At 63.6% G+C, this 24,590-nt stretch carries 23 protein-coding genes; 16 read left to right on the top strand and 7 right to left on the bottom strand.

The features are described 5' to 3' along the window. Positions 1 to 5: 5 nt before the first annotated feature. Both J8I87_RS09255 and J8I87_RS09250 read right to left on the bottom strand, forming a co-directional pair. Positions 6 to 1,346: an APC family permease gene (locus J8I87_RS09255; protein ID WP_209931149.1), complete on the bottom strand. Its 1,341-nt coding sequence runs from the start codon at positions 1,344 to 1,346 to the stop codon at positions 6 to 8. A gap of 148 nt (positions 1,347 to 1,494) precedes the next feature. Further along, positions 1,495 to 2,340: a carbon-nitrogen hydrolase family protein gene (locus J8I87_RS09250; RefSeq protein WP_209931148.1), complete on the bottom strand. Its 846-nt coding sequence runs from the start codon at positions 2,338 to 2,340 to the stop codon at positions 1,495 to 1,497. 183 nt (positions 2,341 to 2,523) lie between these two features. Between J8I87_RS09250 and J8I87_RS09245 the strand changes: the two genes are divergently transcribed. Then, positions 2,524 to 3,342 (top strand): response regulator transcription factor, encoded by an 819-nt coding sequence (locus J8I87_RS09245; protein WP_209931147.1) that lies wholly within the window; start codon positions 2,524 to 2,526, stop codon positions 3,340 to 3,342. A 125-nt stretch (positions 3,343 to 3,467) separates the two neighbouring features. Here J8I87_RS09245 and J8I87_RS09240 read toward each other — a convergent pair whose 3' ends face one another. Both J8I87_RS09240 and J8I87_RS09235 read right to left on the bottom strand, forming a co-directional pair. Next, positions 3,468 to 4,139, bottom strand: coding sequence for a glycine zipper 2TM domain-containing protein (locus J8I87_RS09240; protein WP_209931146.1), 672 nt, complete (start codon positions 4,137 to 4,139; stop codon positions 3,468 to 3,470). A 152-nt stretch (positions 4,140 to 4,291) separates the two neighbouring features. Further along, positions 4,292 to 4,534, bottom strand: a complete 243-nt coding sequence (locus J8I87_RS09235; RefSeq protein WP_209931145.1) for a hypothetical protein — start codon at positions 4,532 to 4,534, stop codon at positions 4,292 to 4,294. A gap of 185 nt (positions 4,535 to 4,719) precedes the next feature. Here J8I87_RS09235 and J8I87_RS09230 point away from each other — a divergent pair, with 185 nt between their 5' ends. The 10 genes from J8I87_RS09230 to J8I87_RS09185 all read left to right on the top strand — a co-directional run bounded on the left by J8I87_RS09230 (position 4,720) and on the right by J8I87_RS09185 (position 13,849). Further along, positions 4,720 to 5,121 (top strand): DnaJ family domain-containing protein, encoded by a 402-nt coding sequence (locus J8I87_RS09230; protein ID WP_209931223.1) that lies wholly within the window; start codon positions 4,720 to 4,722, stop codon positions 5,119 to 5,121. Next, entirely contained in the window at positions 5,118 to 5,825 is a 708-nt protein-coding gene (gene tadA / locus J8I87_RS09225) for a tRNA adenosine(34) deaminase TadA (RefSeq protein WP_209931144.1), read from the top strand. The genes J8I87_RS09230 and tadA overlap by 4 nt, the downstream gene beginning before the upstream one ends. Before the next feature lie 35 nt (positions 5,826 to 5,860). Further along, positions 5,861 to 6,787: a muramoyltetrapeptide carboxypeptidase gene (gene ldcA, locus J8I87_RS09220; protein WP_209931143.1), complete on the top strand. Its 927-nt coding sequence runs from the start codon at positions 5,861 to 5,863 to the stop codon at positions 6,785 to 6,787. A gap of 338 nt (positions 6,788 to 7,125) precedes the next feature. After that, positions 7,126 to 7,842, top strand: coding sequence for a GntR family transcriptional regulator (locus tag J8I87_RS09215; RefSeq protein WP_209931142.1), 717 nt, complete (start codon positions 7,126 to 7,128; stop codon positions 7,840 to 7,842). A 395-nt stretch (positions 7,843 to 8,237) separates the two neighbouring features. Next, positions 8,238 to 9,734 carry an NCS1 family nucleobase:cation symporter-1 gene (locus tag J8I87_RS09210; protein ID WP_209931141.1) on the top strand — a complete coding sequence of 499 codons (1,497 nt, stop codon included), beginning with the start codon at positions 8,238 to 8,240 and terminating at the stop codon, positions 9,732 to 9,734. A 31-nt stretch (positions 9,735 to 9,765) separates the two neighbouring features. Then, positions 9,766 to 10,617 (top strand): aspartate/glutamate racemase family protein, encoded by an 852-nt coding sequence (locus tag J8I87_RS09205; RefSeq protein ID WP_209931140.1) that lies wholly within the window; start codon positions 9,766 to 9,768, stop codon positions 10,615 to 10,617. 156 nt (positions 10,618 to 10,773) lie between these two features. Beyond that, positions 10,774 to 11,727, top strand: coding sequence for an allantoinase PuuE (puuE, locus tag J8I87_RS09200; RefSeq protein ID WP_209931139.1), 954 nt, complete (start codon positions 10,774 to 10,776; stop codon positions 11,725 to 11,727). Continuing rightward, positions 11,724 to 12,245, top strand: a complete 522-nt coding sequence (gene uraD / locus J8I87_RS09195) for a 2-oxo-4-hydroxy-4-carboxy-5-ureidoimidazoline decarboxylase (RefSeq protein ID WP_209931138.1) — start codon at positions 11,724 to 11,726, stop codon at positions 12,243 to 12,245. The genes puuE and uraD overlap by 4 nt, the downstream gene beginning before the upstream one ends. Positions 12,246 to 12,326: 81 nt before the next feature. Beyond that, positions 12,327 to 13,340 carry an allantoicase gene (gene alc, locus J8I87_RS09190; protein ID WP_209931137.1) on the top strand — a complete coding sequence of 338 codons (1,014 nt, stop codon included), beginning with the start codon at positions 12,327 to 12,329 and terminating at the stop codon, positions 13,338 to 13,340. Continuing rightward, positions 13,337 to 13,849 carry an ureidoglycolate lyase gene (locus tag J8I87_RS09185; protein WP_209931136.1) on the top strand — a complete coding sequence of 171 codons (513 nt, stop codon included), beginning with the start codon at positions 13,337 to 13,339 and terminating at the stop codon, positions 13,847 to 13,849. Before alc ends, J8I87_RS09185 begins: the two co-directional genes overlap by 4 nt. Before the next feature lie 584 nt (positions 13,850 to 14,433). Here J8I87_RS09185 and J8I87_RS09180 read toward each other — a convergent pair. Together J8I87_RS09180 and uraH are read right to left on the bottom strand one after the other, a co-directional pair. Next, entirely contained in the window at positions 14,434 to 15,627 is a 1,194-nt protein-coding gene (locus J8I87_RS09180) for a urate hydroxylase PuuD (RefSeq protein ID WP_209931135.1), read from the bottom strand. 234 nt (positions 15,628 to 15,861) lie between these two features. Next, the gene (uraH, locus tag J8I87_RS09175; protein WP_209931134.1) at positions 15,862 to 16,215 is read right to left on the bottom strand and encodes a hydroxyisourate hydrolase; all 354 of its coding nucleotides are present in this window, start codon (positions 16,213 to 16,215) and stop codon (positions 15,862 to 15,864) included. Between the two features lie 655 nt (positions 16,216 to 16,870). Here uraH and J8I87_RS09170 point away from each other — a divergent pair. Continuing rightward, entirely contained in the window at positions 16,871 to 18,274 is a 1,404-nt protein-coding gene (locus J8I87_RS09170; protein ID WP_409518737.1) for an 8-oxoguanine deaminase, read from the top strand. 55 nt (positions 18,275 to 18,329) lie between these two features. Here the strand turns inward: J8I87_RS09170 and J8I87_RS09165 are convergent, their stop codons facing one another. Further along, the gene (locus J8I87_RS09165) at positions 18,330 to 19,259 is read right to left on the bottom strand and encodes a LysR substrate-binding domain-containing protein (protein WP_012400689.1); all 930 of its coding nucleotides are present in this window, start codon (positions 19,257 to 19,259) and stop codon (positions 18,330 to 18,332) included. Positions 19,260 to 19,527: 268 nt separating this feature from the next. On the opposite strand from J8I87_RS09165, the gene J8I87_RS09160 reads away from it, so the two are divergent. The 4 genes from J8I87_RS09160 (at position 19,528) to J8I87_RS09145 (ending at position 24,425) form a co-directional block, all read left to right on the top strand. Further along, positions 19,528 to 21,141, top strand: coding sequence for an ABC transporter ATP-binding protein (locus J8I87_RS09160; protein ID WP_209931132.1), 1,614 nt, complete (start codon positions 19,528 to 19,530; stop codon positions 21,139 to 21,141). Between the two features lie 62 nt (positions 21,142 to 21,203). After that, positions 21,204 to 22,304, top strand: a complete 1,101-nt coding sequence (locus J8I87_RS09155; protein ID WP_209931131.1) for an ABC transporter permease — start codon at positions 21,204 to 21,206, stop codon at positions 22,302 to 22,304. A 20-nt stretch (positions 22,305 to 22,324) separates the two neighbouring features. Further along, the gene (locus J8I87_RS09150; RefSeq protein ID WP_209931130.1) at positions 22,325 to 23,254 is read left to right on the top strand and encodes an ABC transporter permease; all 930 of its coding nucleotides are present in this window, start codon (positions 22,325 to 22,327) and stop codon (positions 23,252 to 23,254) included. Between the two features lie 76 nt (positions 23,255 to 23,330). Continuing rightward, positions 23,331 to 24,425, top strand: coding sequence for a BMP family ABC transporter substrate-binding protein (locus tag J8I87_RS09145; protein ID WP_209931129.1), 1,095 nt, complete (start codon positions 23,331 to 23,333; stop codon positions 24,423 to 24,425). The last annotated feature ends 165 nt before the right edge of the window (positions 24,426 to 24,590 follow it).

Raw genomic sequence — 24,590 nt, 5'->3', positions numbered from 1 at the left:
CGAAATCAGATCGCCACTTCGGGCGGTGCCTGGCGGAACAGGCGCGTGATCCAGCACAGATACACGACACCGAGCACGAACCACACGGCGCCGAGCACGAGCGCGGTCTTTTCGAGGCTCGCGAGCAGCCAGATATCGGCGACTGCGCCGATCAGCGGAAACACGAGTCCGCCGAGCACGCCGATCTTGCGCTCACCGTGATTGCCCGACAGATACAGGCGAATCACGCACAGATTGACAGCCGTGAAGGCGAGGAACGCGCCGAAGTTGATGAACGACGTCGAGGTGGCGACATCCAGCTTCAGCGCGATCAGTCCGACGATGCCCGCAATCGCGATGTTGATCGCGGGCGTCTTGAAGCGCGGGTGGATGAAGCCGAAGATGCGCCTGGGCAGGATTTCGTCGCGGCCCATCGCATAGAGCAGACGGCCGACGCTCGCCTGCGCCGAGATGCCCGACGCGAACTGCGCGAGGATGAGACCCGCGAGAAACACCGTCACGAAGATATCGCCGCCGATCATCTTCGCGACTTCGAACGCAGCCGAGTCCGTGTCCTTGAACTCGACGCCGGGGTGGGCGAGCTGCATCGTGTAGGCCGCGATCACGAAGATCGCGCCGCCGATCAGCGCGATCAGCAGGATCGCGCGCGGCATGTTCTTTTTCGGATCGATGGTTTCTTCCGTCAGCGTCGAGACGGCGTCGAAGCCGAGGTACGAATACGCGGCGATCGCGGCGCCCGCCATCGTCGCACCGAACGACACGTGCGGCTTGAAGAACGGCTCCGCCATCGCGATGCCGCCCGGGCCCGCCGCCGCCGATGCATAGTGCCAGCACAGCGCGACGAACATGGCGACGATCGCCAGTTGCACGACCATCAGCACGATGTTGAAGCGCGCCGCGAGTTCGATGCCGACGATGTTCAGGCCGCTCGTCAGTACGATGAACGCGACGATCCAGATCCACGAGGGCACATGCGGAAACGCGGCGTTCAGATACGCGGCGCCGATCAGCCAGATCACCATCGGCAGGAAGAAGTAGTCGAGCAGTGTCGCCCAGCCGATCATGAAGCCCAGATGCGCGTTGAACGTCTTGCGGGTGTACGTGTACGCCGAGCCGGCAACGGGATAGAGCCGCGCGAGCTTGCCGTAGCTGAGCGCCGTGAACGCGATGGCGATCAGCGCGAGCAGATAGGCGAGGGCTGCCGTGTCGTCGCTGGCCTTGGCGAGCACGCCATAGGTGCCGTAGACGATCAGTGGCGCCATATAGGCGAGGCCGAACAGCAGCACGGACGGCAAACCGAGCGTGCGCTTCAGATGGGACGATTCATGGGATGGCGACGATTGCATGATTCCTCCAGGGCCAGTGGCAGGCCGATACGGATGTCTTATTGGATCTTGTGGGATGCCTTATGACGGGCATTTCGACGAACGTGAGTCCGCGCGCGCAGAGCGTCAGGCCCCGCGCGACGTGTCTCGGATGGATGGCGAAAAGCGTTTAGCCGGTACGGCGGCGGCGCGCTTCGATCATCAGCGCACGGTGGCCGTCCGACTGTTCGACGGGCACGAGCCCGAGCGGCACGCGTGCGTCATGCAGATAGTTGTAGTGCTCGCGGCTCGCTTCGAGCCGCGCCAGATCGATATGCGACTTCGTGACCGTTTCGCCGCCGCCCAGCTCGATGACGGTCTCACCGAACGGATCGACGAGCGCGGACAAGCCAGGGAAGGTGAGATCGTCGTCGCCTGAGCCGCAGCGGTTCACCATCAGCGCGAACATCTGGTTCTCCATCGCGCGTGCCGTGATCGCGCGCCGATGCACGGGGCCGAACGGGTCCATGTTGCCGTTCGTGACGATCAGCAGGTCGCCGTCGAGCGCGGCGACGGCGCGCGCCGTTTCAGGAAACTCGATGTCGTAGCAGATCAGGAGGCCGACCGTGAGGCCGTTCCACGTGCAGGTCTCGAAGCGCTCGCCCGGCGTGAACACGCCGACGTCCGACGCCCACAGATGCGTCTTGCGATAGCGCAGCGCGATATCGCCGCGTTCATCGATGAGCACCGTCGTGTTGTAGAACCGGCCGCCGTCGCGTTCGGCGAGACCTACGGCGACCGCGACGCCTGCTTGCCGGGCCGCGTCGCGCACGGACGTCAACGCCGGGCCGTCAATGGTCTGCGCGACGTCGGCGACATTCTCGCGGGTCGGAAAGCCCGACAGCGTGGTTTCGGGAAACACGATCAGCTTCGTGCCGCCCGCTGCGTCGGCGCGCCCGATTGTCTCGACGACCTTGCGCGTGTTGTGCGCGACGTCGCTATCGATCAGCGCGAGTTGCGCCAGTTCTACCTGCATGATGCTGCCTCCTTCCAGATGCCTTTCAGCGGCGCGGCGCGCGCTTGCTGTTCGCGTGCTGCGTGCGCCCGTGTACCCGTTCGCGCGACACGTTCGCTGCCGCTTTTCGTAGTGGAGTCGATTATCGGGGTATTATTTTTGTCCGAAAATTACCCACCCGGGTTACCCTCAGCGGAGGACACGATGGACTTCGAATGGCGAGATCTCGCTTTTCATCGGGAGATCGGCTCGGCCATCGATGCCCTCGATGGTCCGCATTTCTGGGCGCGCCTCACGCGCGTGCTCGAACGGCACATCGGTTTCGACAGTTGGGTGGCGCTGCGTTTTGCGCGCGACGCCGCACCGCTCGTGCTCGCCGAGCAGGCGATGCCCGACGGCAAGCTCGACCTGATGTTCCAGGATTATCTGATCGCGCTTTACCAGCTCGATCCGTTCTATCTCGCCGCATTCGAAACGCAGGCGTCGGGCTTTTATACGCTCGCCGACGTCGCGCCCGACAACTTCCGGATGACCGAGTATTACCAGCGGTACTTCAGGAAGAACATCGTCGGCGATGAGGTGCATTTCAACGTCGTGATCGATCGCGATTACACGATGGGCTTCTCGCTCGGCAAGACGAGCAAATACGATGAGCGCGAAATCGCGCTGCTTACGTTGTACTCGCCGTGGGTGCTGGCCCTGATGCAACAGCGCTTGCGCTTCGAAAAGTTCGCAGTGGAAGAGACGCCGCACGCGACGGAAAGCGAAGCGCCCGATCTGCATGCGCGCTTCGGCATGCTCACGGGCAAGAGCGGGCGCGGCGCGTTGACGGCCCGCGAAATCGAAGTGGCGATGCTATCGTTGAGCGGGTTCTCGTCGCGCGCAATTGCGGGGAAGCTGTCGATCTCGTTCGAGACCGTGCGCGCGCACAAGAAGCACATCTATGCGAAGCTAGGCGTCGGCTCGCAGTCCGAACTGTTTGCGATGTTCTACGAGCCGGGGCGGGCCGTCGAGCCGGAGTGATGCGTCGCCATTGCGATGTCAGCGAGGCTCGCCTTGCGCGCAGGCGGCGCACGCGTGAAGCTCGTTGAGCAGCGGCCGGGTCCCGTCGACATTCGGGCCAGCCGCATTCAACACGCTCCGCCTGATCAATAGCGGTCGAGCCGGTTGCCCGCGATGCGCACGCGATCGCCCGGATGCAGATTGCCCGGTGTGCCGACATCGAAGGCCCGCATCGAGCCGTCGTTCAACTGGACGGCGATCCGGTAGCCGCCCGGCGACGATGCGCCCGCCTGCTGTCCCAGCTGGTTGCCCGCGACGGCGCCGCCGAGCACGCCGATCGCCGTCGCGGCATCGCGGCCGTGGCCGCGCCCGAACTGGTTGCCGATCACGCCGCCCACCACGGCGCCGATCACCGTGCCCGCAACGCCGCCCGCCGTCACGGCGCCGGGATTCGCAAGCGGCTGGATCGACGAAACGACGCCGTATTGCTCGCCGTAACCATAGCCCGGTTGCGCCTGCTGATAGCCCTGGCCGTTCTGCCAGTCGGACTGATCGTACGAAGGCTGCTGCTGATATTGCGGCTGTTGCGCATACGGCTGCTGATACTGCGGCGGCTGCGCATAGCCGGACTGCGCATAGGCCGGTTGCGCCGGTTGGGCATAGGCCGGCTGCGCCGCATACGTCGAGCCGTACTGGGAACCATACGATGCGCCATAGGGCGAACTGCCGGGAACGACGCAGCCGGCCAGCGGCAGCGTCACGCACAGCGCGATCAAGGTCGTGCGGACGAGAGGACGGGCAAAACGGGTGTGGGTCATGTTACTTGTTTGTCGTTGCGCCACCAGCTGTGGACGGCGACGAGTATAGGGAACCGCGCGTCGATATTGACGCGGGCCCTGCGTAACAGTGTGTAAATTGCGCGTCGGATAAAAACGATTGCCGAAACGACGGCCGCGCGAGAAAGATGGAATCAGAAACGAAAGCCGGTGCCGACGCCACAACTGCCGCCGACGCCGCCACTTCCGCCGCCGATATTGCAGAAGACGCCGCAACCGGACAACGCCAGCGACAGCGCGATCACCGTCACCAGTGCCCGGGCGAACGGTACGAACCGTACGAACGATGTGAGCGGGAAGAGGGTATAGCGGTGTTGTTCATCCGCGTTCAGAGCGCATCGCTTGCGCAGGGCGCCGCGATTCGAATGGATCGACACGATGGCAGAAAGGTTTCGGGCAGACATGGAAGAGCAGACACGCGGTTAAACGGACAACCATATATCGCTGCCATAGTCCATCCCATACGACAATTCCTAATCCTGGGTGTGTCCTCTAGGCGTCTGACAAATCCATTTTGCGGGTCCCTGATAGAATGCACGAGCCGCAACGTAGTGGATTGCAAATGAAATTGCTTGATGCACTTGTCGAACAACGTATAGCCGCCGCGGCCGCGCGCGGTGAGTTCGACGATTTGCCGGGAGCCGGCGCGCCGCAGGCGCTGGACGACGACGCACTGGTGCCCGATGAAGTTCGAATCGCGAACCGCATTCTGAAGAATGCGGGCTTCGTGCCGCCTGCTGTCGAACAATTGCGGGCGCTGCGCGACCTGCAACACGAGCTGGACGCGGTCAGCGACCGCAGCAGCCGGTGTCGCCTGCAGGCGAAGATGCTGGCGCTCGATATGGCGCTGGAATCGCTGCGCGGGGGGCCGCTGGTCATGCCGCGCGAGTACTGTCGCCGGATCGCCGAGCGGCTGTCGGAGCGCGTCGCCGATCGACCTGCCGCCGACGCGGAGCCCGCGTGAGCACCGACGTCACTCCGACCGTCTTGCAAACCGTCTCGTCCTGCGCTTCCCCCGTCGCGTCGCCAGCCGAGGCGGGAGCCGACGACGAAACCGGCGCGGGGCCAAAGCGCGCCGCGGATCTTCAGAACACCGGGAGCGCCGTTCCCGCAGAGCCCGTCGCCGTCTCCGAGCGCGACCGCAGATTCATGGCGCTCGCCCAGGCGGCCGCCGAGGAGGCGCGCGCCGCGGGCGAGGTCCCCGTCGGCGCGGTGCTCGTGCGCGGCGACGAAGTGATCGCGAAGGGCTTCAATCACCCGATTGGCGGACACGATCCGTCCGCTCACGCCGAGATGGCCGCGCTGCGCGCCGCCGCGGAAAAGCTCGAAAACTACCGGCTGCCGGGCTGCGAACTCTATGTGACGCTCGAACCTTGCCTGATGTGCGCCGGTGCGATCATGCACGCGCGCATCGCGCGGGTCGTGTTCGGCGCGCGCGACCCAAAGACGGGCGCATGCGGGAGCGTCGTCGATGCGTTCGCGAATCCGCAGTTGAACCACCATACGACCGTGATCGGCGGCGTGCTCGAAGACGAGTGCGGCGCCGCGTTGCGCTCGTTCTTTGCGGACCGCCGCCGCGCCGCGCGGCAAGCGCGAGCCGCCGCGGCTGCATCGAAGGGCGAGCCCGGCTGCGCCGGGCCGCTCGAGGACAGCAACCCGCCCAACTGATGCGCCCAACTGATGCGCCCAACTGATCCGCCCGTATGGCCACCCATCGCACCATCGAACTGATCGCGCCTTCGGGCTATCCGCACGATCCGAACGCGATCCATCTCGCGCTGAAGCGGTTGCGCGCACAAGGGCACCACGTCGACAACGTCAGCGCGACGCAGCGGCGTTACCAGCGTTTTGCGGGCACGGACGGCGAGCGCGCGGCGGAGTTGAACCGGTTGGCAGACCCATCGCGTGAACTGCCCGACATCGTGCTCGCCGTGCGCGGCGGCTACGGCGCGGTGCGTATCCTGCATGGGCTTGACTACCGCGGCCTGCAGCGCCGCCTGCGCGGCCAGCCGATCGCGCTCGTCGGCCATAGCGACTTCACGGCGCTCCAACTCGCGCTGCTGTCGCAGGCGGGCGTGACGACTTTCGGCGGACCCATGCTGGCCGTCGACTTCGGCGCGGAAACGGTCAGCGACTTCACGATGAAGCACTTCTGGAACGCGCTGACATCGCCGACTTTTACGGTTTCCGGCACCGCTGCGCAGCCGCAGGGCATCGACGTCAAAGGCACGCTATGGGGCGGCAATCTGGCTGTGCTGGCCTCGCTGGTCGGCTCGCCGTACATGCCTCCCGTGGAAGGCGGCATCCTGTTCGTCGAAGACGTCAACGAACAGCCGTTTCGCATCGAGCGCCTGATCTATCAACTGCATCTGGCGGGCATTCTCGAGCGGCAGCAGGCGCTCGTGCTCGGCGACTTTTCGGGCGGAAAGCCATTCGACTATGACAACGGCTACGACCTTCGCGCGATGGTCGAGCAGGTGAGGTCGGTGGTCGGCATTCCCATCGTGACGGGCCTGCAGTTCGGCCATATCTCCGACATGGTGACGCTGCCCGTCGGCGCCGAGGCGCATCTCGTCGCGGGCGCGCATGGCTTCAAGCTGACGGTGTCGGGGCATCCCGTGTTGGACTGAGCGGGCGGCGCGCGCAGCGGTACTGCAAGGCACTGACGAAGGCGAGGCGACTCGCCTTTAATTTTTGGTCTTTAATGCAACTAACGGTCAACAAATTCCCCGCCATCAAATTTGCGCACGGCTTTTCGAAAACCGGTTTTGTTGACAAAAAAGCTCTTCAGAAAGTGGCTTATCGACCACGATGACTGACGCGGAAAGCCAATCAGCATCACCATTGACCGCGATTTTGTTGGTTCCGGTCGCCTCAGTGCTAACTAAAATTGTCGAAAATCAGTGGCTAAAATTGTTGACAATGTTTATGTCCGTCCTAAGATGGATCCCATAACAGCACGCTCATCATGTCCGAGACACCCAACGCCACCGCGAGCAGCACGAAACCTGAAGTGATCGCCGAGCGTATTCGCGCAGCGATCCTCGAGCACCGGCTTGCGCCTGGCGCGAAATTGACGGAAGCCCAGTTGTGCGAGGTGTTCGGCGTCAAGCGCGGACCGATCCGGCAGGCGTTGGCCCTGTTAGCCACCGACCGCCTCGTCGATCTGGAGCCGAACCGCGGCGCATTTGTCGCAAGTCCGTCGTTGCAGGAAGTGCATGAAGTATTCGAGATGCGCCGGATCATCGAACTGGCCGTCGTCGACAAGATTTGCGCGAGCCAGGGCTCGCGGCGGTTGAGGAACATCGGCGGGATGATCGCGCGCGAGCGCAAGGCGTTCGAGTCGCGCGATTTCCCGGCGTGGATCAGGCTGTCGGGCGAGTTTCACACGGAGCTTGCATCGCTCACGGGCAACACGGTGTTATGCGATTGCCTGAACGGACTGGTCGCGCGCTCGACGCTGATTTCGGCGCTGTACGAATCGCTGGGCAGAAGCCCTTGTTCGTTCGAAGACCACGAAGCGATTCTCGCGGCGCTCGACGCAGGCGACGCAGCGTCGGCAGGCGCACTGATGTCGCGGCATCTGCAGAGCGTCGAGTTGAAGATGCTGGATCGGCCGGCTAGCGATGGGGCCGATCTGCACGAAGTATTCGGCACGCGTGGGCCCAAGTCCGCGGCCGGCTGAACAAAAGTGCATGCACCGAGGTGCATGAATCAAAGTGCAAGCCTGACGCCGCCCGCGCTCGCAGGCGGTGCGTGCTGCACTGAAGTGAACTGTTTTCGACCGGTAAGTCGACCGGATATAGACGGATACGAGCCGCACCCGGCTCGTGTCGGGACCGAAAGACCGTAAGGCGACGGCCGCTCATAAAGTGGCCGCGCTCACACGGCAAACCCTTGCAGGCAATCGCGGAACGCCTGCCGGGGTCATCAAAACAAGTACGTAAGTACGGAGACACCCGCGGCAATCTGTAAGCGATGCGCATCGGCGTCAGCCCCTCATTGGGCTGGCCGCGCGCCTGGCATACACGATGCAGTGCTCGTCGATTCCCGTCGACGTTCCCATCTTAGGAGGAATCCATGGCTCAGTTCAGTGCAGCACCGGATAGTTCGGCAATCCCCGCTTACGACAGCGGCGCGGACAGTGCGCATACGCTGCCCGCAGGCTACAGCGAACGCCTGTACAACGAAGACCTCGCGCCGTTGAAGCATCAGACGTGGGGCGCCTATAACATTTTTGCGTTCTGGATGTCGGACGTGCATAGCGTCGGCGGCTACGTGTTCGCGGGCAGCCTGTTCGCGCTCGGTCTCACGAGCTGGCAGGTGCTGATCGCGCTGCTCGTCGGCATTACGCTCGTGAACGTGCTGTGCAACATGATCGCGAAGCCAAGCCAGCAGAACGGCGTGCCGTACCCCGTCGCATGCCGCGCGACATTCGGCGTGCTGGGCGCCAACATTCCCGCCGTGATCCGCGGCCTGATTGCCGTCGCGTGGTACGGCATCCAGACGTACCTCGCATCGAGCGCGCTCGTCATCGTCGTGCTCAAGTTCTTCCCACAACTGATTCCTTATGCGGACGTGCATCATCACGGCTTCATGGGGCTGTCGACGATCGGCTGGGCCGGGTTCATGCTGCTGTGGGTGCTGCAGGCATTCGTGTTCTGGAACGGCATGGAGACGATCAAGAAGTTCATCGACTTCGCTGGTCCTGCCGTGTATGTCGTGATGTTCATTCTCGCGGGCTACATGGTGTGGCGAGCGGGCTGGCGCAATATCGGCATCAATCTTGGCGGCGTCAAGTATCACGGCATGGAAGTGATCCCCGTGATGATCACGGCGATCTCGCTGGTGGTGTCGTACTTCTCGGGCCCGATGCTGAACTTCGGCGACTTCTCGCGCTATGGCAAGAGCTTCGGCAGCATCAAGCGCGGCAACTTCTGGGGGCTGCCCGTCAACTTCCTCGCGTTCTCGCTGGTGACGGTCATCACGACGGCCGCGACGCTGCCCGTGTTCGGCGAACTGATCACCGATCCCGTTGAAACGGTGGGCCGCATCGATTACCCGACGGCTGTGATTCTCGGCGCGCTGACGTTCACGATCGCGACCATCGGCATCAACATCGTCGCCAACTTCGTGTCGCCTGCATTCGACTTCTCGAACGTCGCACCGAAGCTCATCAGCTGGCGCGCAGGCGGCATGCTCGCAGCCGTCGCATCGATCTTCATTACGCCGTGGAACCTGTTCAACAACCCCGCCGTGATCCACTACACGCTCGACGTGCTCGGCAGCTTCATCGGACCCTTGTACGGCATCCTGATCGTCGACTTTTTCCTCGTGAAGCGCCAGAAGGTCGTGCTCGACGACCTGTACACGGTGTCGGAGAAGGGCAGCTACTGGTATCACCACGGCGTGAACTATCGTGCAGTGGCCGCGCTGCTGCCGGCTGCAGTGATCGCGGTGATCTGCGTGATGGTGCCGGCACTGAATGGTCTCGCGAACTTCTCGTGGTTCATCGGCGCGGGCCTCGGCGCAATCATCTACGGCGTGCTCGCCCGTAAGCTGCAACGCGGTGCATGACAGGTCACTAAAGGATGCAACAGGAGTCGACATGCGTATCAAACTGATCAACCCGAACACGACGCAACGGATGACGGAGGCCATGGGCCGTTGTGCGCGCAACGTCGTGGCGCCGGGGACGGACCTGGTGGCGGTGAGCCCGACGATGGGGCCGCCGTCGATCGAAGGCTATTACGACGAAGCGCTCGCCACGCCGGGGCTGCTGGCGGAAATCGAAGCAGGTGAGCGCGAAGGCTTCGACGGTTACGTGATTGCATGTTTCGGCGATCCTGGCCTGTATGCCGCGCGCGAACTGGCGCGCGGCCCGGTGATCGGCATCGCGGAGGCGGCGATGCATGCGGCGAGCGTGCTCGCGCCCGGTTTCTCGGTCGTCACGACGCTTGCTCGCACCTGCGGCATGGCCTGGCATCTGGCCGAGCGCTACGGCATGAAACGTTTCTGCCGCAACGTTCGCGCGACAGAGGTCGCCGTGCTCGACCTCGATGAGCCTGGCTCGGCGGCGCGGCGCATCATTCTGGACGAATGCCGCCGCGCGCTCGACGAGGACGGCTCGGACGCAATCGTGCTCGGCTGCGCGGGGATGGCCGAGTTGTGTCGGGAAATCGAGGACGCGCTGGGGGCGCCTGTCGTCGAAGGCGTGACGGCCGCGGTCAAGTGGGTGGAAGCGCTCGTCGCGCTGCGCCTCGCGACAGCCAAGCGCGGCGACTATGCGAGGCCGCTTGCAAAGCGCTACGACGGGGAGTTGGCCCGCTTCAGCCCGACGGGCGAACCGCCGGCGGCCACGGCGCACGCCGCGAACGGCGCGCTGCTGCGTGTCAACGCGGGCGCGCTGCGCGCCGATCCTGTGAACGCCGATATTGCGCCGCACATACATTCCGTCTGACACGCACTATCTGCCCGGGTGTATGGGCGCACCCGGGGGTTTTCGCTACACTGGTTCAACCCTGCCGGCCCTGCCGTAGCGCGTTTTCCCGCATTCACGACGTCCGCCGGCGCGTACATATCAACCGCTCACGTCAACCGCTGCGTCACTCATATCATGTCACTCGATTCGAACTATCCACGCGATCTGATTGGCTACGGCCGTCATCCCGTGCAGGCTGACTGGCCAGGACGCGCTCGCGTCGCGGTTCAGTTCGTTCTCAACTACGAAGAGGGCGGCGAGAACTGCGTGCTGCACGGCGATCCGGGCTCGGAGCAGTTTCTCTCGGAGATCGTGGGCGCCGCGTCCTATCCGGCCCGTCACATGAGCATGGAGTCGATCTACGAGTACGGCTCGCGTGCGGGCGTGTGGCGCATCCTGCGCGAATTCGAAAAGCGCGGCCTGCCGCTGACGGTGTTCGGCGTCGGCATGGCAATCGAGCGGCATCCGGAAGTCGCGCGCGCCTTCGTCGAGCTGGGGCACGAGATCGCGTGTCACGGCTATCGCTGGATCCACTATCAGGACATGTCGCCCGAGCGCGAAGCCGAGCATATGCGCCTCGGCATGGAAGCGATCGAGCGCGTGACGGGCGAGCGGCCGCTTGGCTGGTACACAGGCCGGGACAGTCCCAACACGCGCAGGCTGGTCGCCGAATACGGCGGCTTCCTGTACGACTCCGATTACTACGGCGACGACCTGCCGTTCTGGGCGAACGTCGAAGTGACGGGCGGCGCGAAGGTGCCGCAACTGATCGTGCCGTACACGCTCGACACCAACGACATGCGCTTCGCGACGCCGCAAGGTTTCAACACGGCGGATCATTTCTTCACGTACCTGCGCGACGCATTCGACGTGCTCTACGAAGAGGGCGACGAAGCGCCGAAGATGCTGTCGATCGGCATGCACTGCCGTCTGCTCGGCCGTCCCGGCCGTTTTCGCGCGCTGCAGCGTTTTCTCGATCACATCGAAAAGCACGAGCGCGTATGGGTCACGCGCCGTGTGGATATCGCGCGGCACTGGCGTGAGCATCATCCCTACCAACCACAGGACAACCGCGGGGCTGCGGCATGAAGGCGATGCAATACACACTTGACCAACTGAACAGCATTTCGACCGACGCGTTCGTCGCAGCGCTGTCGGGCATCTTCGAGCATTCGCCGTGGGTCGCCGAGGCGGCGGCCGTGCAGCGTCCGTATGCGAGCATCGACGCGTTGCACAGGACGATGTCGAATGCCGTCGAAGCAGCGGGCGAAGCAAGGCAGCTCGCGCTGATCAACGCCCACCCGGAGCTCGCGGGCAAGGCGGCCGTGCGCGGCGAACTGACAGCCGAGTCGACGCGCGAGCAAAGCGGCGCGGGCCTCGATCAGTGCACGCAGGAAGAGTTCGACAAGCTGCTGCGTCTGAACACCGCGTATCGCGAGAAATTCGGCTTTCCGTTCATTCTCGCCGTGCGCGGTTATGACCGTCAGGGCATCATCGCGAACTTCGAATCGCGCTTGAACAACAGCCGGGCGGACGAACTGCGCGCGAGCCTCGACCAGATCTATCGTATTGCGCGCTTTCGTCTCGACGATCTGATGGGCGCATGAGCGTTGCGCTCGCAAGACCGTCGCGGCAGACAGCGCACCAGGCACTCACAAAGCAACAACCAGACAGCAAGGAAGACAAAGATGGCACTCCCGATTCTCGATCCCAATGCACCCGAATTCACGCGCCGTTTCGTGAATCTCGCGGACCCGCGTCTCGGCGCGCAGGCGCTCGAAGCCAGCGACGATTTCTTCGCGCCGAAGGACCGCATGCTCAATCCGGAGCCCGCCGTCTTCATCCCGGGCAAGTACGACGATCACGGCAAGTGGATGGACGGCTGGGAAACGCGCCGCAAACGCACCACGGGTTACGACTGGTGCATCGTGAAGCTCGCGCGTGCGGGCGTCATCAAGGGCTTCGATCTCGACACGAGCCACTTCACGGGTAACTTCCCGCCGGCGGCATCCGTTGAAGCGGCGCGCGTGGTCGATGGCGCGCCGAACCAGTCGACGCAATGGACCGAGATCGTTCCGTCGACGACGCTGCAAGGCAATAGCCACCACTACCTCGAAGTCGGCGACACGAACGCATATACGCACTTGCGCGTGAACATCTATCCGGACGGCGGCATCGCGCGTCTGCGTGTGTATGGCCAGCCGCAAGTCGATTGGGCGGACGCGAGCCGCACGGATCTGTTCGATCTGGCCGCGATGGAAAACGGCGCGTATCTCGTTGCCGCGAACAACCAGCATTTCGGCGCCGCATCGACGCTGCTGATGCCGGGCCGCGGCGTCAACATGGGCGACGGCTGGGAAACGCGGCGCCGCCGCGAACCCGGCAACGACTGGGCGATCGTCGCGCTCGCGCAGCCGGGCGTCATCAAGAAGATCGAGGTCGATACCGCGCACTTCAAGGGCAACTATCCGGACCGTTGCTCGATTCAGGCCGCGTATGTGACGGGCGGCACCGACAGCTCGCTGGTCACGCAGGCGATGTTCTGGCCCGTGCTGCTCGGCGAACAGAAGCTGCAGATGGACAAGCAGCACTTCTATGAAAGCGAGATCGCGGCGCTCGGTCCTATCACGCATATCCGCTTCAACATCATTCCGGACGGTGGCGTGTCGCGTCTGCGTCTATGGGGCACGCTCGCATCATGAAGACACTCGCTATCGAACCGCTGACGCGCGAAGCCTTCGCGCCGTTCGGCGACGTGATAGAACTGGAAGGCGCGAAGCAGATCCCGATCAATCTCGGCACGACGATCCGTTATCACGATCTGGCCAACGTCGATGTCACGGACGAAGGCGGCCGTACGCTCGTCAATCTGTTTCGCGGCCAGCCGCGTGCGCTGCCGTTCGAAGTGAAGATGCTCGAACGGCATCCGCTCGGCAGCCAGGCGTTCATCCCGCTCAATGACAAGCCGTATCTGGTCGTCGTCGCGCCCGCCGGCGTGCTCGACGAGTCGAAGATTCGCGCGTTCGTGACGAGCGGCTGGCAGGGCGTGAACTACGCAAAAGGCGTGTGGCACCATCCGCTGATCGCGCTGGGTGAAGTGAGCGATTTCGTCGTCGTGGATCGCGGCGGCGAAGGGCTTAATCTCAACGAGCAGGATCTGGCGGCGTCGCTTTGGCTGACCGAGGATGCGTTGAGCGCTGTCGCGGTTTGATGTGAAGTTCGCCGCGGTGGTTCGCGGCGCATGGTTGTGAAGAATGAAAAGCCCATCGCGGATGAATGTCCGCGATGGGCTTTTGCTTTGCTGGTTTGCCAGGTCGGCGGCTTGCCTGATGCCTGACATACGCTTCGATTGCCTTGGGCTCTTCACCACCGGACTGACTGCCTGGCGAGGTGCGATGGGGTCGGGAATTTTCGCCGTTTCGAATGAACTGCACGCGTCGCGTGTGCTTGCGCGCGTGAACGAGCCTCATCGCTGTGGCTCGATGGCGGGTGTTATCTGGCGACGATGATTTCGATCACCCGGCCGTATCCGTTGACAGCTTTACACGCTAACGGGCGACGTCTCGCGCACGCGGCAGCGTTGTGATGTCGTCTCGCTAGCGTCCCAACGCGCGCGGCCGTCATGCCCACGACGCCCGGGCCGCGCGCGAATGTCTTGGAGCCGGGCCCCGCGATCAACGCAGGCTTGCCCCGTTCGAAGCATCCAATCGACGAAAAAAAGCGGGCTGACGCTTGCGCGCACAGCCCGCCAACCTCGAAGAAACGGGCTTGCGCCCGTCATCGACACCACCTCTGTTATTTCACCGCGCCGCCCTGGAACCACGCGGCGATCTTCTGCCGTTCGTCGTCGGTCATGTGAGTGACGTTGCCAAGCGGCATCGCCTTGAGCGTCACGGCCTGCTGATAGATGCGCTGCGCGTTCGTCGAAATTTCTTCCGGCGTATCGAGCAGCACGCCGGCGGGCGCGCTGCCCATCAGCGTCGGATGCGCGGAGTGACACGCGACGCAGCGCTGCTGCAGCACGGGCACGATATCGGCGATCTTCATCACGGGCGCGTTTGCGGCTTCGGCGACGGGCACGACGGGCTTCGGCATGGTCCAGAAGAGCGCGCCGAACATCAGCGCGACGCCGGCAAGCGGCAGATACCACAGCACCTGGCCGCGATGGCGCATCACGAAGAACTGACGGATCAGCGCGCCTGCGAACATGATCACGACGAGCACCGCCCAGTTGTACGGATGGGTGTACGTCATCGCGTAGTGGTTCGACAGCATCGCGAACACGACGGGCAGCGTGAAGTACGTGTTGTGCACCGAGCGCTGCTTGCCGCGCTTGCCGTAGACGGGGTTCGGCGTCTCGCCCTTGAGCATCGCGTCGACCATCTTGCGCTGGCCAGGAATGATCACGAAGAACACGTTCGCCGACATGATCGTCGCGAGCATCGCGCCCATGATCAGATACGCGGCGCGTCCCGCGAAGATATGGCATGCGAGGTACGCGGCAATCAGCACGTAGATGCCCACGCAGATGCCGAGCAGCTTGTCCTTGTTGCCGAGGATCCGGCACAGCGAGTCATAGACGATCCACCCCGCAGCGAGAAAGCCGAGCGCGGAGAAGATCGCCACGACAGGGCCCATGTCGAGCACGTTCTTGTCGATCAGATACGTGTTCGGCGCAAACAGGTACAGCACGGTGAAGAGGCCGAAGCCGGACAGCCAGGTCGTGTACGACGGCCACTTCGACCAGTGCAGGTCATCGGGCATTTCGGGCGGCGCAACGGTGTACTTCTGCATGTTGTAGAAGCCGCCGCCGTGCACGTGCCACAATTCGCCGAACACGCCGCGCCGACGCTGGTTCGGGTCCGTAGGCGGCTTCAGGCTGTTGTCGAGCGCGACGAAGTAGAACGACTCCCCGATCCACGCGATCGCGGCGATGACGTGAAACCAGCGAATCGCCAGATTCAGCCAGTCGGTGATAAAGCCTTCCATGAAACTCCTCCACTCCTGATTCGTTGTTCGCGCAGCATCTCGGGTGTTGCGCGGCATGCGGGATTGTTGTGCCGCTACATGTTCGCTATCGGGTCAGTGCATGCAACGACAGTCGGATGAAATCGGGTACCGAATCAACGCGTCCCTTGGGCTTGCGCTTCGCATATGTCTCCATGCCATCTGCGAAATGCACGCACGCGCACGATCGTGCACGCGACGCGATCCCGGCCGCCGTCAGCTTCCGCGATACGTGCTATACGACCACGGCGACACCAGCAGCGGCACGTGATAATGCGCACCGGCGTCCGCCACGCCGAAACGCAGCACGACGCGATCGACGAAACGCGGTTGCGGCACTTTCGTGCCGATCGACGCGAAATAGTCGCCCGCGTGAAACACGAGTTCATATTCGCCGACGACGAGTGCATCGCCTTCGAGCAGCGGCTCGTTGCAGCGTCCGTCGTGATTGGTGGTAGTGGTTTTGAGCGCGCGGCGCGAGTCGCCGGAAAGCGCAAAGAGTTCGACCTTGATATCTGCGCCGGGACGGCCGTTTGCCGTGTCGAGCACGTGGGTAGTGAGCTTGCCCATTCGCGATTGTCCTTGTGTAGATGCGAGGTTTCAGCGGCGGCCCGATCCATCGGAGGTTGCGGCGGATCGAGGCTCCACGTCAGTGGCTACATACCCGTCGGCGGATTGAAGCGAGCGCCGTGACATCCATTGTAGAAACATTGTTCATCTCCGCGCGCGAGCGATAGGAAAGATAATGGTTGTCGCATGACGGCCCGCCTGTATGCGTCGCACAGGCAGTCCGCTGCGTGCGCGCTCGACGGCGCTGCACCGTTCGGATGCTACCGGCGCCAAAAATTCCGACTATATGCGCGGCCTGAACTCCGGTATGGCCGCCGCGCGAGTTGCCAGCGCAATTTTGTCGCCCGAAGGTTACGCCCATGCACGGTGCAACCGTGCATCCCGAAGACGGCGGAGCACGCCGGGTAACCGGGCCAATTGCGTTCGAACGCGACGCGGCGGCACGGTGGCGTGCCGGCCGGCATCGCGTTCGGACGACTTTGCGATTGCCCGGAATGCCGTGGACTGCGGCAACGAGTGGATCGATGCAGTTGCAGACGGCGGCATGCAGCGGGCGCAGTCAAATGCAGCAGTCAAATGCAGCAGTCGTATGCAGCAGCATCGTGAAGCGGCAACACAGGCGGCGAGCAGGGCAGCACTGGAGAAACCAATGACGATGCAAACCAATGCAACCGATGTAACCCGAACACCCGGCCGGCGCGGCAGGACGATGCTGGTCAGACATGCGGACGTGCTCGTGACGATGGATGGCGAGCGGCGCGAAGTCCGCGACGGCGGCCTCTATATCGAAGACAACCGGATCGTGGCCGTCGGAGCGACGGCGGAGCTACCCGCCACCGCGGACGACATCCTCGACATGCGGGGGCATCTCGTCATACCCGGCCTCGTCAATACGCACCACCACATGTACCAGAGCCTGACGCGCGCCATTCCCGCCGCCCAGGACGCCGAGTTGTTCGGCTGGCTGACGAACCTGTACAGGGTATGGGCGAATCTCACGCCGGAAATGATCGAGGTATCGACACTGACTGCGATGGCGGAACTTTTGCTGTCGGGCTGCACGACGTCGAGCGATCACCTGTACATCTACCCGAACGGCAGCCGGCTCGACGACAGCATCGCCGCCGCGCACCGCATCGGCATGCGCTTCCATGCAAGCCGCGGCAGCATGAGCGTAGGACAAAAGGACGGTGGCCTGCCGCCTGATTCCGTGGTCGAAAACGAAGCGGACATTCTGAAGGACACGCAGCGCCTGATCGAGACGTTTCACGACGACGGGCGCTACGCGATGTTGCGTGTCGTGGTCGCCCCATGCTCGCCGTTTTCCGTGAGCCGCGATCTGATGCGCGAGTCGGCTGCACTGGCGCGCCAATACGGCGTTTCGCTGCATACGCACCTCGCCGAAAACGTCAACGATATTGCATACAGCCGCGAGAAGTTCGGCATGACGCCCGCCGAGTACGCCGAGGACCTCGGCTGGATCGGCCGCGATGTCTGGCACGCGCATTGTGTGCAACTCGACGATGCGGGCATCGAACTGTTCGCGCGCACGGGAACGGGCGTCGCACATTGCCCGTGCTCGAACATGCGGCTCGCATCCGGCATCGCGCCCGTCAGAAAGATGCGGCTGGCGGGCGTGCCCGTCGGTCTGGGCGTCGACGGCTCGGCGTCGAACGACGGCGCGCAGATGGTCGCCGAAGTGCGTCAGGCGATGCTGTTGCAGCGCGTTGGTTTTGGCCCCGATGCGATGACCGCGCGCGAGGCGCTCGAGATCGCGACGCTCGGCGGCGCGCAGGTGCTGAACCGCGACGATGTCGGCGCGCTGGCGCCCGGCATGGCGGCGGACTTCGTCTCGTTCGACTTGCGCCAGCCGTTGTTTGCGGGCGCTCTGCACGATCCCGTCGCGGCGCTGGTGTTCTGCGCGCCGTCACAAGTCTCGACGAGTGTAATCGGCGGAAAGGTCGTGGTGAAAGACGGGGTCCTGACGACGCTGGATCTCGGGCCGGTCATCGAGCGGCACAACAGCCTCGCGAAGGCGCTGTACGAAAGCGCCCGATGAAAGCAGGGCGGCCGTCCAAAACCGGCGCCATCCAACACGGTGCTTATCGGTCTGCTTATCGGTCGATCAAGGTCTTGGTCGCTTCGGCGACCAGGCTGCGCAGCCAGCGCACTTCGTCGGAGTAATGCACGCGCTCGTGCCACAGCTGGTAGTACTGCATCGGCGGAAAGTCCAAGGGCGCGGGCACGACGGTCAGCGGCAGGAACTTCGCGTAGTAGTCGGCGAAGAGACGCGTGGTCGTGAAGATCAGGTCGGATTTGATCAGCACGTACGGCGCAAGGTTGAAGTACGGCAGTGTGACGACGACATGGCGCTTGAGGCGCTCGCGCGCGAGATGCACGTCGATCGCGCCGCGCTGGCCGACGGAATAGGGCGTCGGCGCGAGGTGCGGCGCGTTCAGGTACTGGTCGAGCGTGAGGCCGCCGCGCTTGGCGAACGGGTGCGTGTTGCTCATCAGGCACACGATCTGGTCGACGAACAGATTCGACAGGTGCAGTTGCTCGGGCGGTTCCGGCCAGTTGCCGACGACGATATCGAGCTTGCCGTCTTCGAGCGCCAGTTCATAGTCAAACGCGGGGCCGAGCGAGTGGAACTCGAGTGTCGCGTTCGGTGCGGCCTGACGGAAGCGTTCGACGACGGTCGGCACGAACAGCACGTTCAGGTAGTCCGGGCAGCCGATCCGGTAGCAGCGGATCGACGTTGCCGGATCGAAGTTGTGCTGCTGAAATTTAATGCGTTCGATTTCGCGCAGTGCATTCTGCACGGGCTCGAGCAGGCGCAGGCCGTACTCCGTCGGCACCATGCCGGATTTGCCGCGCACGAGCAACGGATCGCCGGTGATGTCGCGCAGGCGTCGCAGCGCGGCGCTGATGGCGGGCTGGGACTGGTTCAGCTTGACGGCGGCGCGCGTGACGCTGCGCTCCATCAAGAGTGTGTGCAGGACGCGCAGTAAGTAGGTATCGATCGCCTCGCGCTGTTGGCTCATGACTTCTCCGAAATATATGTTCTGGCTGATCGAACTGTCTTGTGGGTATATGCGTTTTAATATATAGACAAGGAGGCGTCAAGGGAGGGATACCCGCAAACCGTGCAACGGCGCGGGTCTGCGGGAATTTTGGCGGCTCGACTGACTGGGTCGATTTCGGTATCGTCGATCGCCTGCGGTAGCACGGCGAGCGTGTTCACCCGCCGATATCAGGCGGGGAGCGCGCGGCACGCGCATGCTGGCGGCCACACGCGTAATACGGAACAACATGAGCGACACACCTTCAGGCCGCCCGATGGGCGGCAGCGCACGCGCAAATGGCGCGAACCGTAGCGTCGGCGCGACACCGCGTCTCGCGCTGACGGGTATTAGCAAGGAATATCCCGCGGTGCGCGCGAACGACGACATTACGCTGATCGTCGCGCCCGGCGAAATCCACGCGGTGCTCGGCGAGAACGGCGCGGGCAAGAGCACGCTGATGAAGATCATCTACGGCGCGGTGCGGCCCGACGCGGGCGAGATCCATTGGGAAGGCCAACGGGTCGACATCGCGAATCCCGCGGCCGCGCGCAAGCTCGGCATCGGCATGGTGTTTCAGCACTTCTCGCTGTTCGAGACGCTGACGGTCGGCGAAAACATCGCGCTCGCACTCGACGAGCCGTTCGATCTGAAAGCGTTGGCGAGGCGCATCCGCGAAGTATCGGCGGATTATGGGCTCGATATCGATCCGCAGCGCCACGTGCACAGCCTCACCGTGGGCGAGCGGCAGCGCGTCGAAATCGTACGCTGTCTGCTGCAGAACCCGCGCCTGCTCATCATGGACGAGCCGACGTCGGTGCTCACGCCGCAAGCCGTGCGCAAGCTGTTCGAGACGCTGCGCCGTCTCGCGGCAGAAGGCTGCAGCATTCTCTACATCAGCCACAAGCTCGACGAAATCCAGGAACTCTGCGACACGGCAACCGTGATGCGCGGCGGCAAGGTGACGGGCCACGTGAAGCCGCGCGAAGAAACGCATGCATCGCTCGCGCAACTGATGGTCGGTCATTCTCTGCCCGACTACGAGCGACGCGCGCATTCACCTGGGGACGTGCTGCTCGACGTGAAAAATCTTTCAGCCACAAGCGACGATCCGTTCGGCACGTCGCTCGACGACGTGTCGTTCAGCGTGCACTCGGGTGAAATATTCGGCATCGCGGGTGTGTCGGGCAACGGGCAGGCCGAGCTGTTGGCGGCACTGTCGGGCGAGCACAAAGGCAATCGCGCCGATGCCGTCACGATCTGCGGTAAGCCCGCCGGTAAGCTGGGTGCAGCGGCGCGCCGCAGGCTCGGTTTTGCGTTCGTGCCGGAAGAGCGGCTCGGGCGCGGCGCGGTGCCGGCGATGTCGCTGGCCGAAAACGCGCTCTTGACGGCGCACCGGCAAAACATGGTCCGCTCGGGCTGGATCAGCGCGGGCGCGATGCGCGCGTTCGCACAGCGCTGCATCGATTCGTTCGACGTGCGCTGCGGCGGCGATGGCGCGCTGGCGCAGAGCCTGTCGGGCGGCAATCTGCAGAAGTTCATCGTCGGGCGCGAGATCCTGCAGGCACCGAAGGTGCTCGTCGTCGCGCAGCCGACATGGGGTGTCGATGTCGGCGCGGCCGCGTTCATCCGGCAGCAGTTGCTGGATCTGTCGGCGCGCGGCGTCGCGATTCTGGTGATTTCCGAGGAACTCGAAGAACTGTTCGATATTTGCGATCGGCTCGCCGTGCTGGCGCGTGGGCGTCTGTCGCCGTCGCGCAAGACAGGTGACACGAACGCGGAGGAGATCGGCCGCTGGATGGCGGGTCTTTTCGGAGACCGCGAAGGCACGCCGCCGTCCGCAGGGCAGCCGGCACACGCATGACGTAAAGTGCATCGCCCGACGCATGGGTGCATGTGCAGAAGACCACATCGACAACACGCACAATGATTCTTCCGTATCGACTCGAAGCCCGCACGACGCCCTCGCGAACGATGCAGCTCGCCGTGCCGCTGATCGCCGCTCTCCTCACGCTCGTGATCGGCTTTCTGATATTCAGTCTCGTCGGGCGTGATCCGGCGCAGGCGATGTTCGCGTTCTTCGTCGAGCCGCTGTCGAGCGTCAACGGCTGGGCGGAACTGCTGCTGAAAGCGTCGCCGCTGTGCCTGATCGGGCTGGGCCTCGCGATCGGCTATCGCGCGAACGTGTGGAACATCGGCGCGGAAGGGCAGATGGTGCTGGGCGGCATCGCGGCGAGCGGCGTCGCAATCTACTTCGATCAGGCGACAGGCTGGTGGATCCTGCCGGCGATGATGATCGCGGGCGTGCTGGGCGGCATGGTGTGGGCGGCGATTCCCGCGCTGCTCAAGAGCCGCTTCAACACCAATGAGATTCTCACGAGCCTGATGCTCACCTATGTCGCCACGCAATTGCTGATCTATCTGGTGAGCGGTCCGTGGCGCGACCCGCAGGGCATGAACTTCCCGCTTTCCGAAATGTTCTCGGGCGACGCGCTGTACCCGACGCTGTACGGCGACTGGCATTGGAAATTTCTGAAGGGCACGCGCGTCAACGCGTCGATCTTCGTGACGATCATCGCGATTCCGCTCGTGTGGCTCTTCATGCGCAAGAGCTTCGCGGGCTTCCGGATGAACGTCGGCGGTCTCGCACCGCTCGCCGCGCGCTATGCGGGCTTCTCGGACAAGAAGACGATCTGGACGTCGCTGCTCATCAGCGGCGCGCTGGCGGGCCTCGCGGGCATGGGCGAGATCGCCGGTCCCATCGGCCAGTTGCAGGCGACATGGTCGCCGGGCTACGGCTTTACCGCGATCATCGTCGTGTTCGTCGGACGGCTGCACCCAGTCGGCATCGTGCTCGCGAGTCTCCTGATGGCCTTGCTGTACCTCGGCGGCGAAGCGGTGCAGACATCGATGCAATTGCCGCAGGCGCTGTCCGGCGTGTTCCAGGGACTGCTGCTGTTCTGCCTGCTCGGCGCGGACCTGTTCGTCAACTATCGCGTTCGCCGCCGGGGCATCGCGGCATCTTAACCACGCTCGAAGCTATCAACATGGACATTCAACAAGCCAGCGCGCTCACGTCGAGTGCCGTCGCCGCCGCGATTCCGCTGATGTTCGCGGGCGTCGGCGAACTTGTCACTGAAAAGTCGGGCGTGCTCAACCTGGGCGTCGAGGGCATGATGCTGATGGGCGCGGTCGCGGGCTACGCTGTGACGGCGATCACGGGCAACCCGTGGCTCGGCGTGCTCGCCGCAATGGGCGCAGGCGTCGCGATGTCGCTGCTGTTCGCTTTCCTCGTGCTGTCGATGCTCGCCAACCAGGTCGCCACGGGGCTTTCGCTGACGATCTTCGGCATCGGTCTTTCCGCTTATGTCGGCAAGCCGTACACGTCGGCCGCCGTGCGCGAGTCGATCGGCACCTGGGTCATTCCCGGTCTTTCGAAGCTTCCTGTGCTCGGCCCCGCGCTCTTCAGCCTGACGCCGCTCGACTATCTCGCGTTCATCATGTTTGCCGTCGTCAGCTGGTTTCTGTACCGGACACGCGCTGGACTGATGTTGCGCTCGGTCGGCGAGTCGCCGCAGGTCGCGCATTCCGTCGGTTTTCCCGTGATCGGCGTGCGCTATGGCGCGACGCTGTTCGGCGGTGCAATGGCGGGACTGGCTGGAGGCTACTACTCGATCGTCAATCTGCACCTGTGGCAGGAGCAATTGACTTCAGGTCGCGGGTGGATTGCGCTTGCACTCGTCGTGTTCGCGACCTGGCGTCCGGGACGTCTGCTGATCGGTGCACTCCTGTTCGGTGCAGTCACGGGGCTGCAGTTTTATGCACAGGCGATCGGCGTACCCGTACCGACGCAGTTCCTCGCGATGCTGCCTTACGTTGCGACGATCGTCGTGCTCGTGCTGATCTCGCGTAATCCGAACACGATACGCCTGAATGCACCGGCATCGCTGGGCAAGCCGTTCTTCGCGGCGGGCTGAGCGCCCGTCGCATGCGTCGGTTGATCTGCACGCCAGTTCATCCATCGAGACACCCAATTCAACGTCAGGAGAAAACATGAAAAAAAGAACCATGCTGAGCGCGCTCGCGCTGACGGCTGCGTCGCTGGCTGCCGGCGGTGCACTGCCGCAGACGGCGTGGGCCGCCGACGTGCCCGGCGTCGCGTTCGTCTATCTCGGCAATCCGGGCGACGCGGGCTGGACCTACGCACACGACCAGGGTTCGAAGGAAGCGGAAGCAAAGTTCGGCAATAAGATCAAGATCACGCGCGTCGAGAACGTGCCGGAATCGGCCGACTCGGAGCGCGTGTTCCGCGATCTGGCGAACAAGGGCAACAAGATCATTTTTGGTTCGAGCTTCGGGTTCCAGGATTTCGAACTAAAGGTGGCGAAAGATTTTCCGGACACCGTCTTCCTGCATGCAACGGGCTACAAGAAGGCAGCCAACTTCGGCACGTATGACGTGCGCATGTATCAGGGTGCCTATCTGGCAGGGGTCGCTGCCGGCTACGTGACGAAGACGAATACGCTCGGCTTCGTCGCATCGGTGCCGATTCCCGAGGTGGTGCGCAACATCAATGCATACACGCTCGGTGCGCGTTCCGTGAATCCGAAGGTGCATACCAAGGTCATCTGGATCAATAGCTGGTTCGATCCGGGCAAGGAGAAGCAGGCGGCCGAAACGCTGATTGGCCAGGGCGCCGACGTGCTGTTGCAGAACACCGATTCGAGTGCGACGCTCGCGACGGCTTCCGAAAAGCACGTGCACGCATTCGGCTGGGATTCGGACATGAAGAAGTTCGGTCCTGACGCGCATCTGGGCTCGGTGGTCGCGCATTGGGGCGTGTATTACACGGCCGCGATCCAGCAGGTGCTCGACGGCAAGTGGAAGAACGACCCCGTGTGGTGGGGCATCCCGCAAAAGGCTGTCAATCTCGAGGACATGAACACGTCGGCCATCCCGGCCAACGCGATGAAGGATATCGACGCGAAGCGCCAGCAACTCGCGAGCGGCAAGTGGGATGTGTTCACGGGGCCCGTCAAGGATCAGTCGGGTGCAGTGAAGGTGCCGGCCGGCAAGACGCTGACCGATCCGGAACTGCAACGCCTGAACTGGTATGTAGAGGGCGTGGACGGCTCACTGCCGAAGTAAAGGGCAGGCGTGATGCGCCGGGACCAGGCGCACGACGCGGGCGCGCGCAGGTTGCGGGATTCGCCGCAGCCTTGAATTCGAGTGCATGCAATCCGTTGGACGCGTGCGAACGCTGAAGCTGCATCGGGCATTCAAGCCGGATGCAGCTTTTTTCGTATCGGCGCA

This window comes from Paraburkholderia sp. LEh10 (assembly GCF_017814945.1).
Lineage (GTDB): Bacteria > Pseudomonadota > Gammaproteobacteria > Burkholderiales > Burkholderiaceae > Paraburkholderia.
The sequence above is the reverse complement of the archived record's forward strand: the minus strand, read 5'-3'. Positions and strand labels throughout refer to the sequence as shown.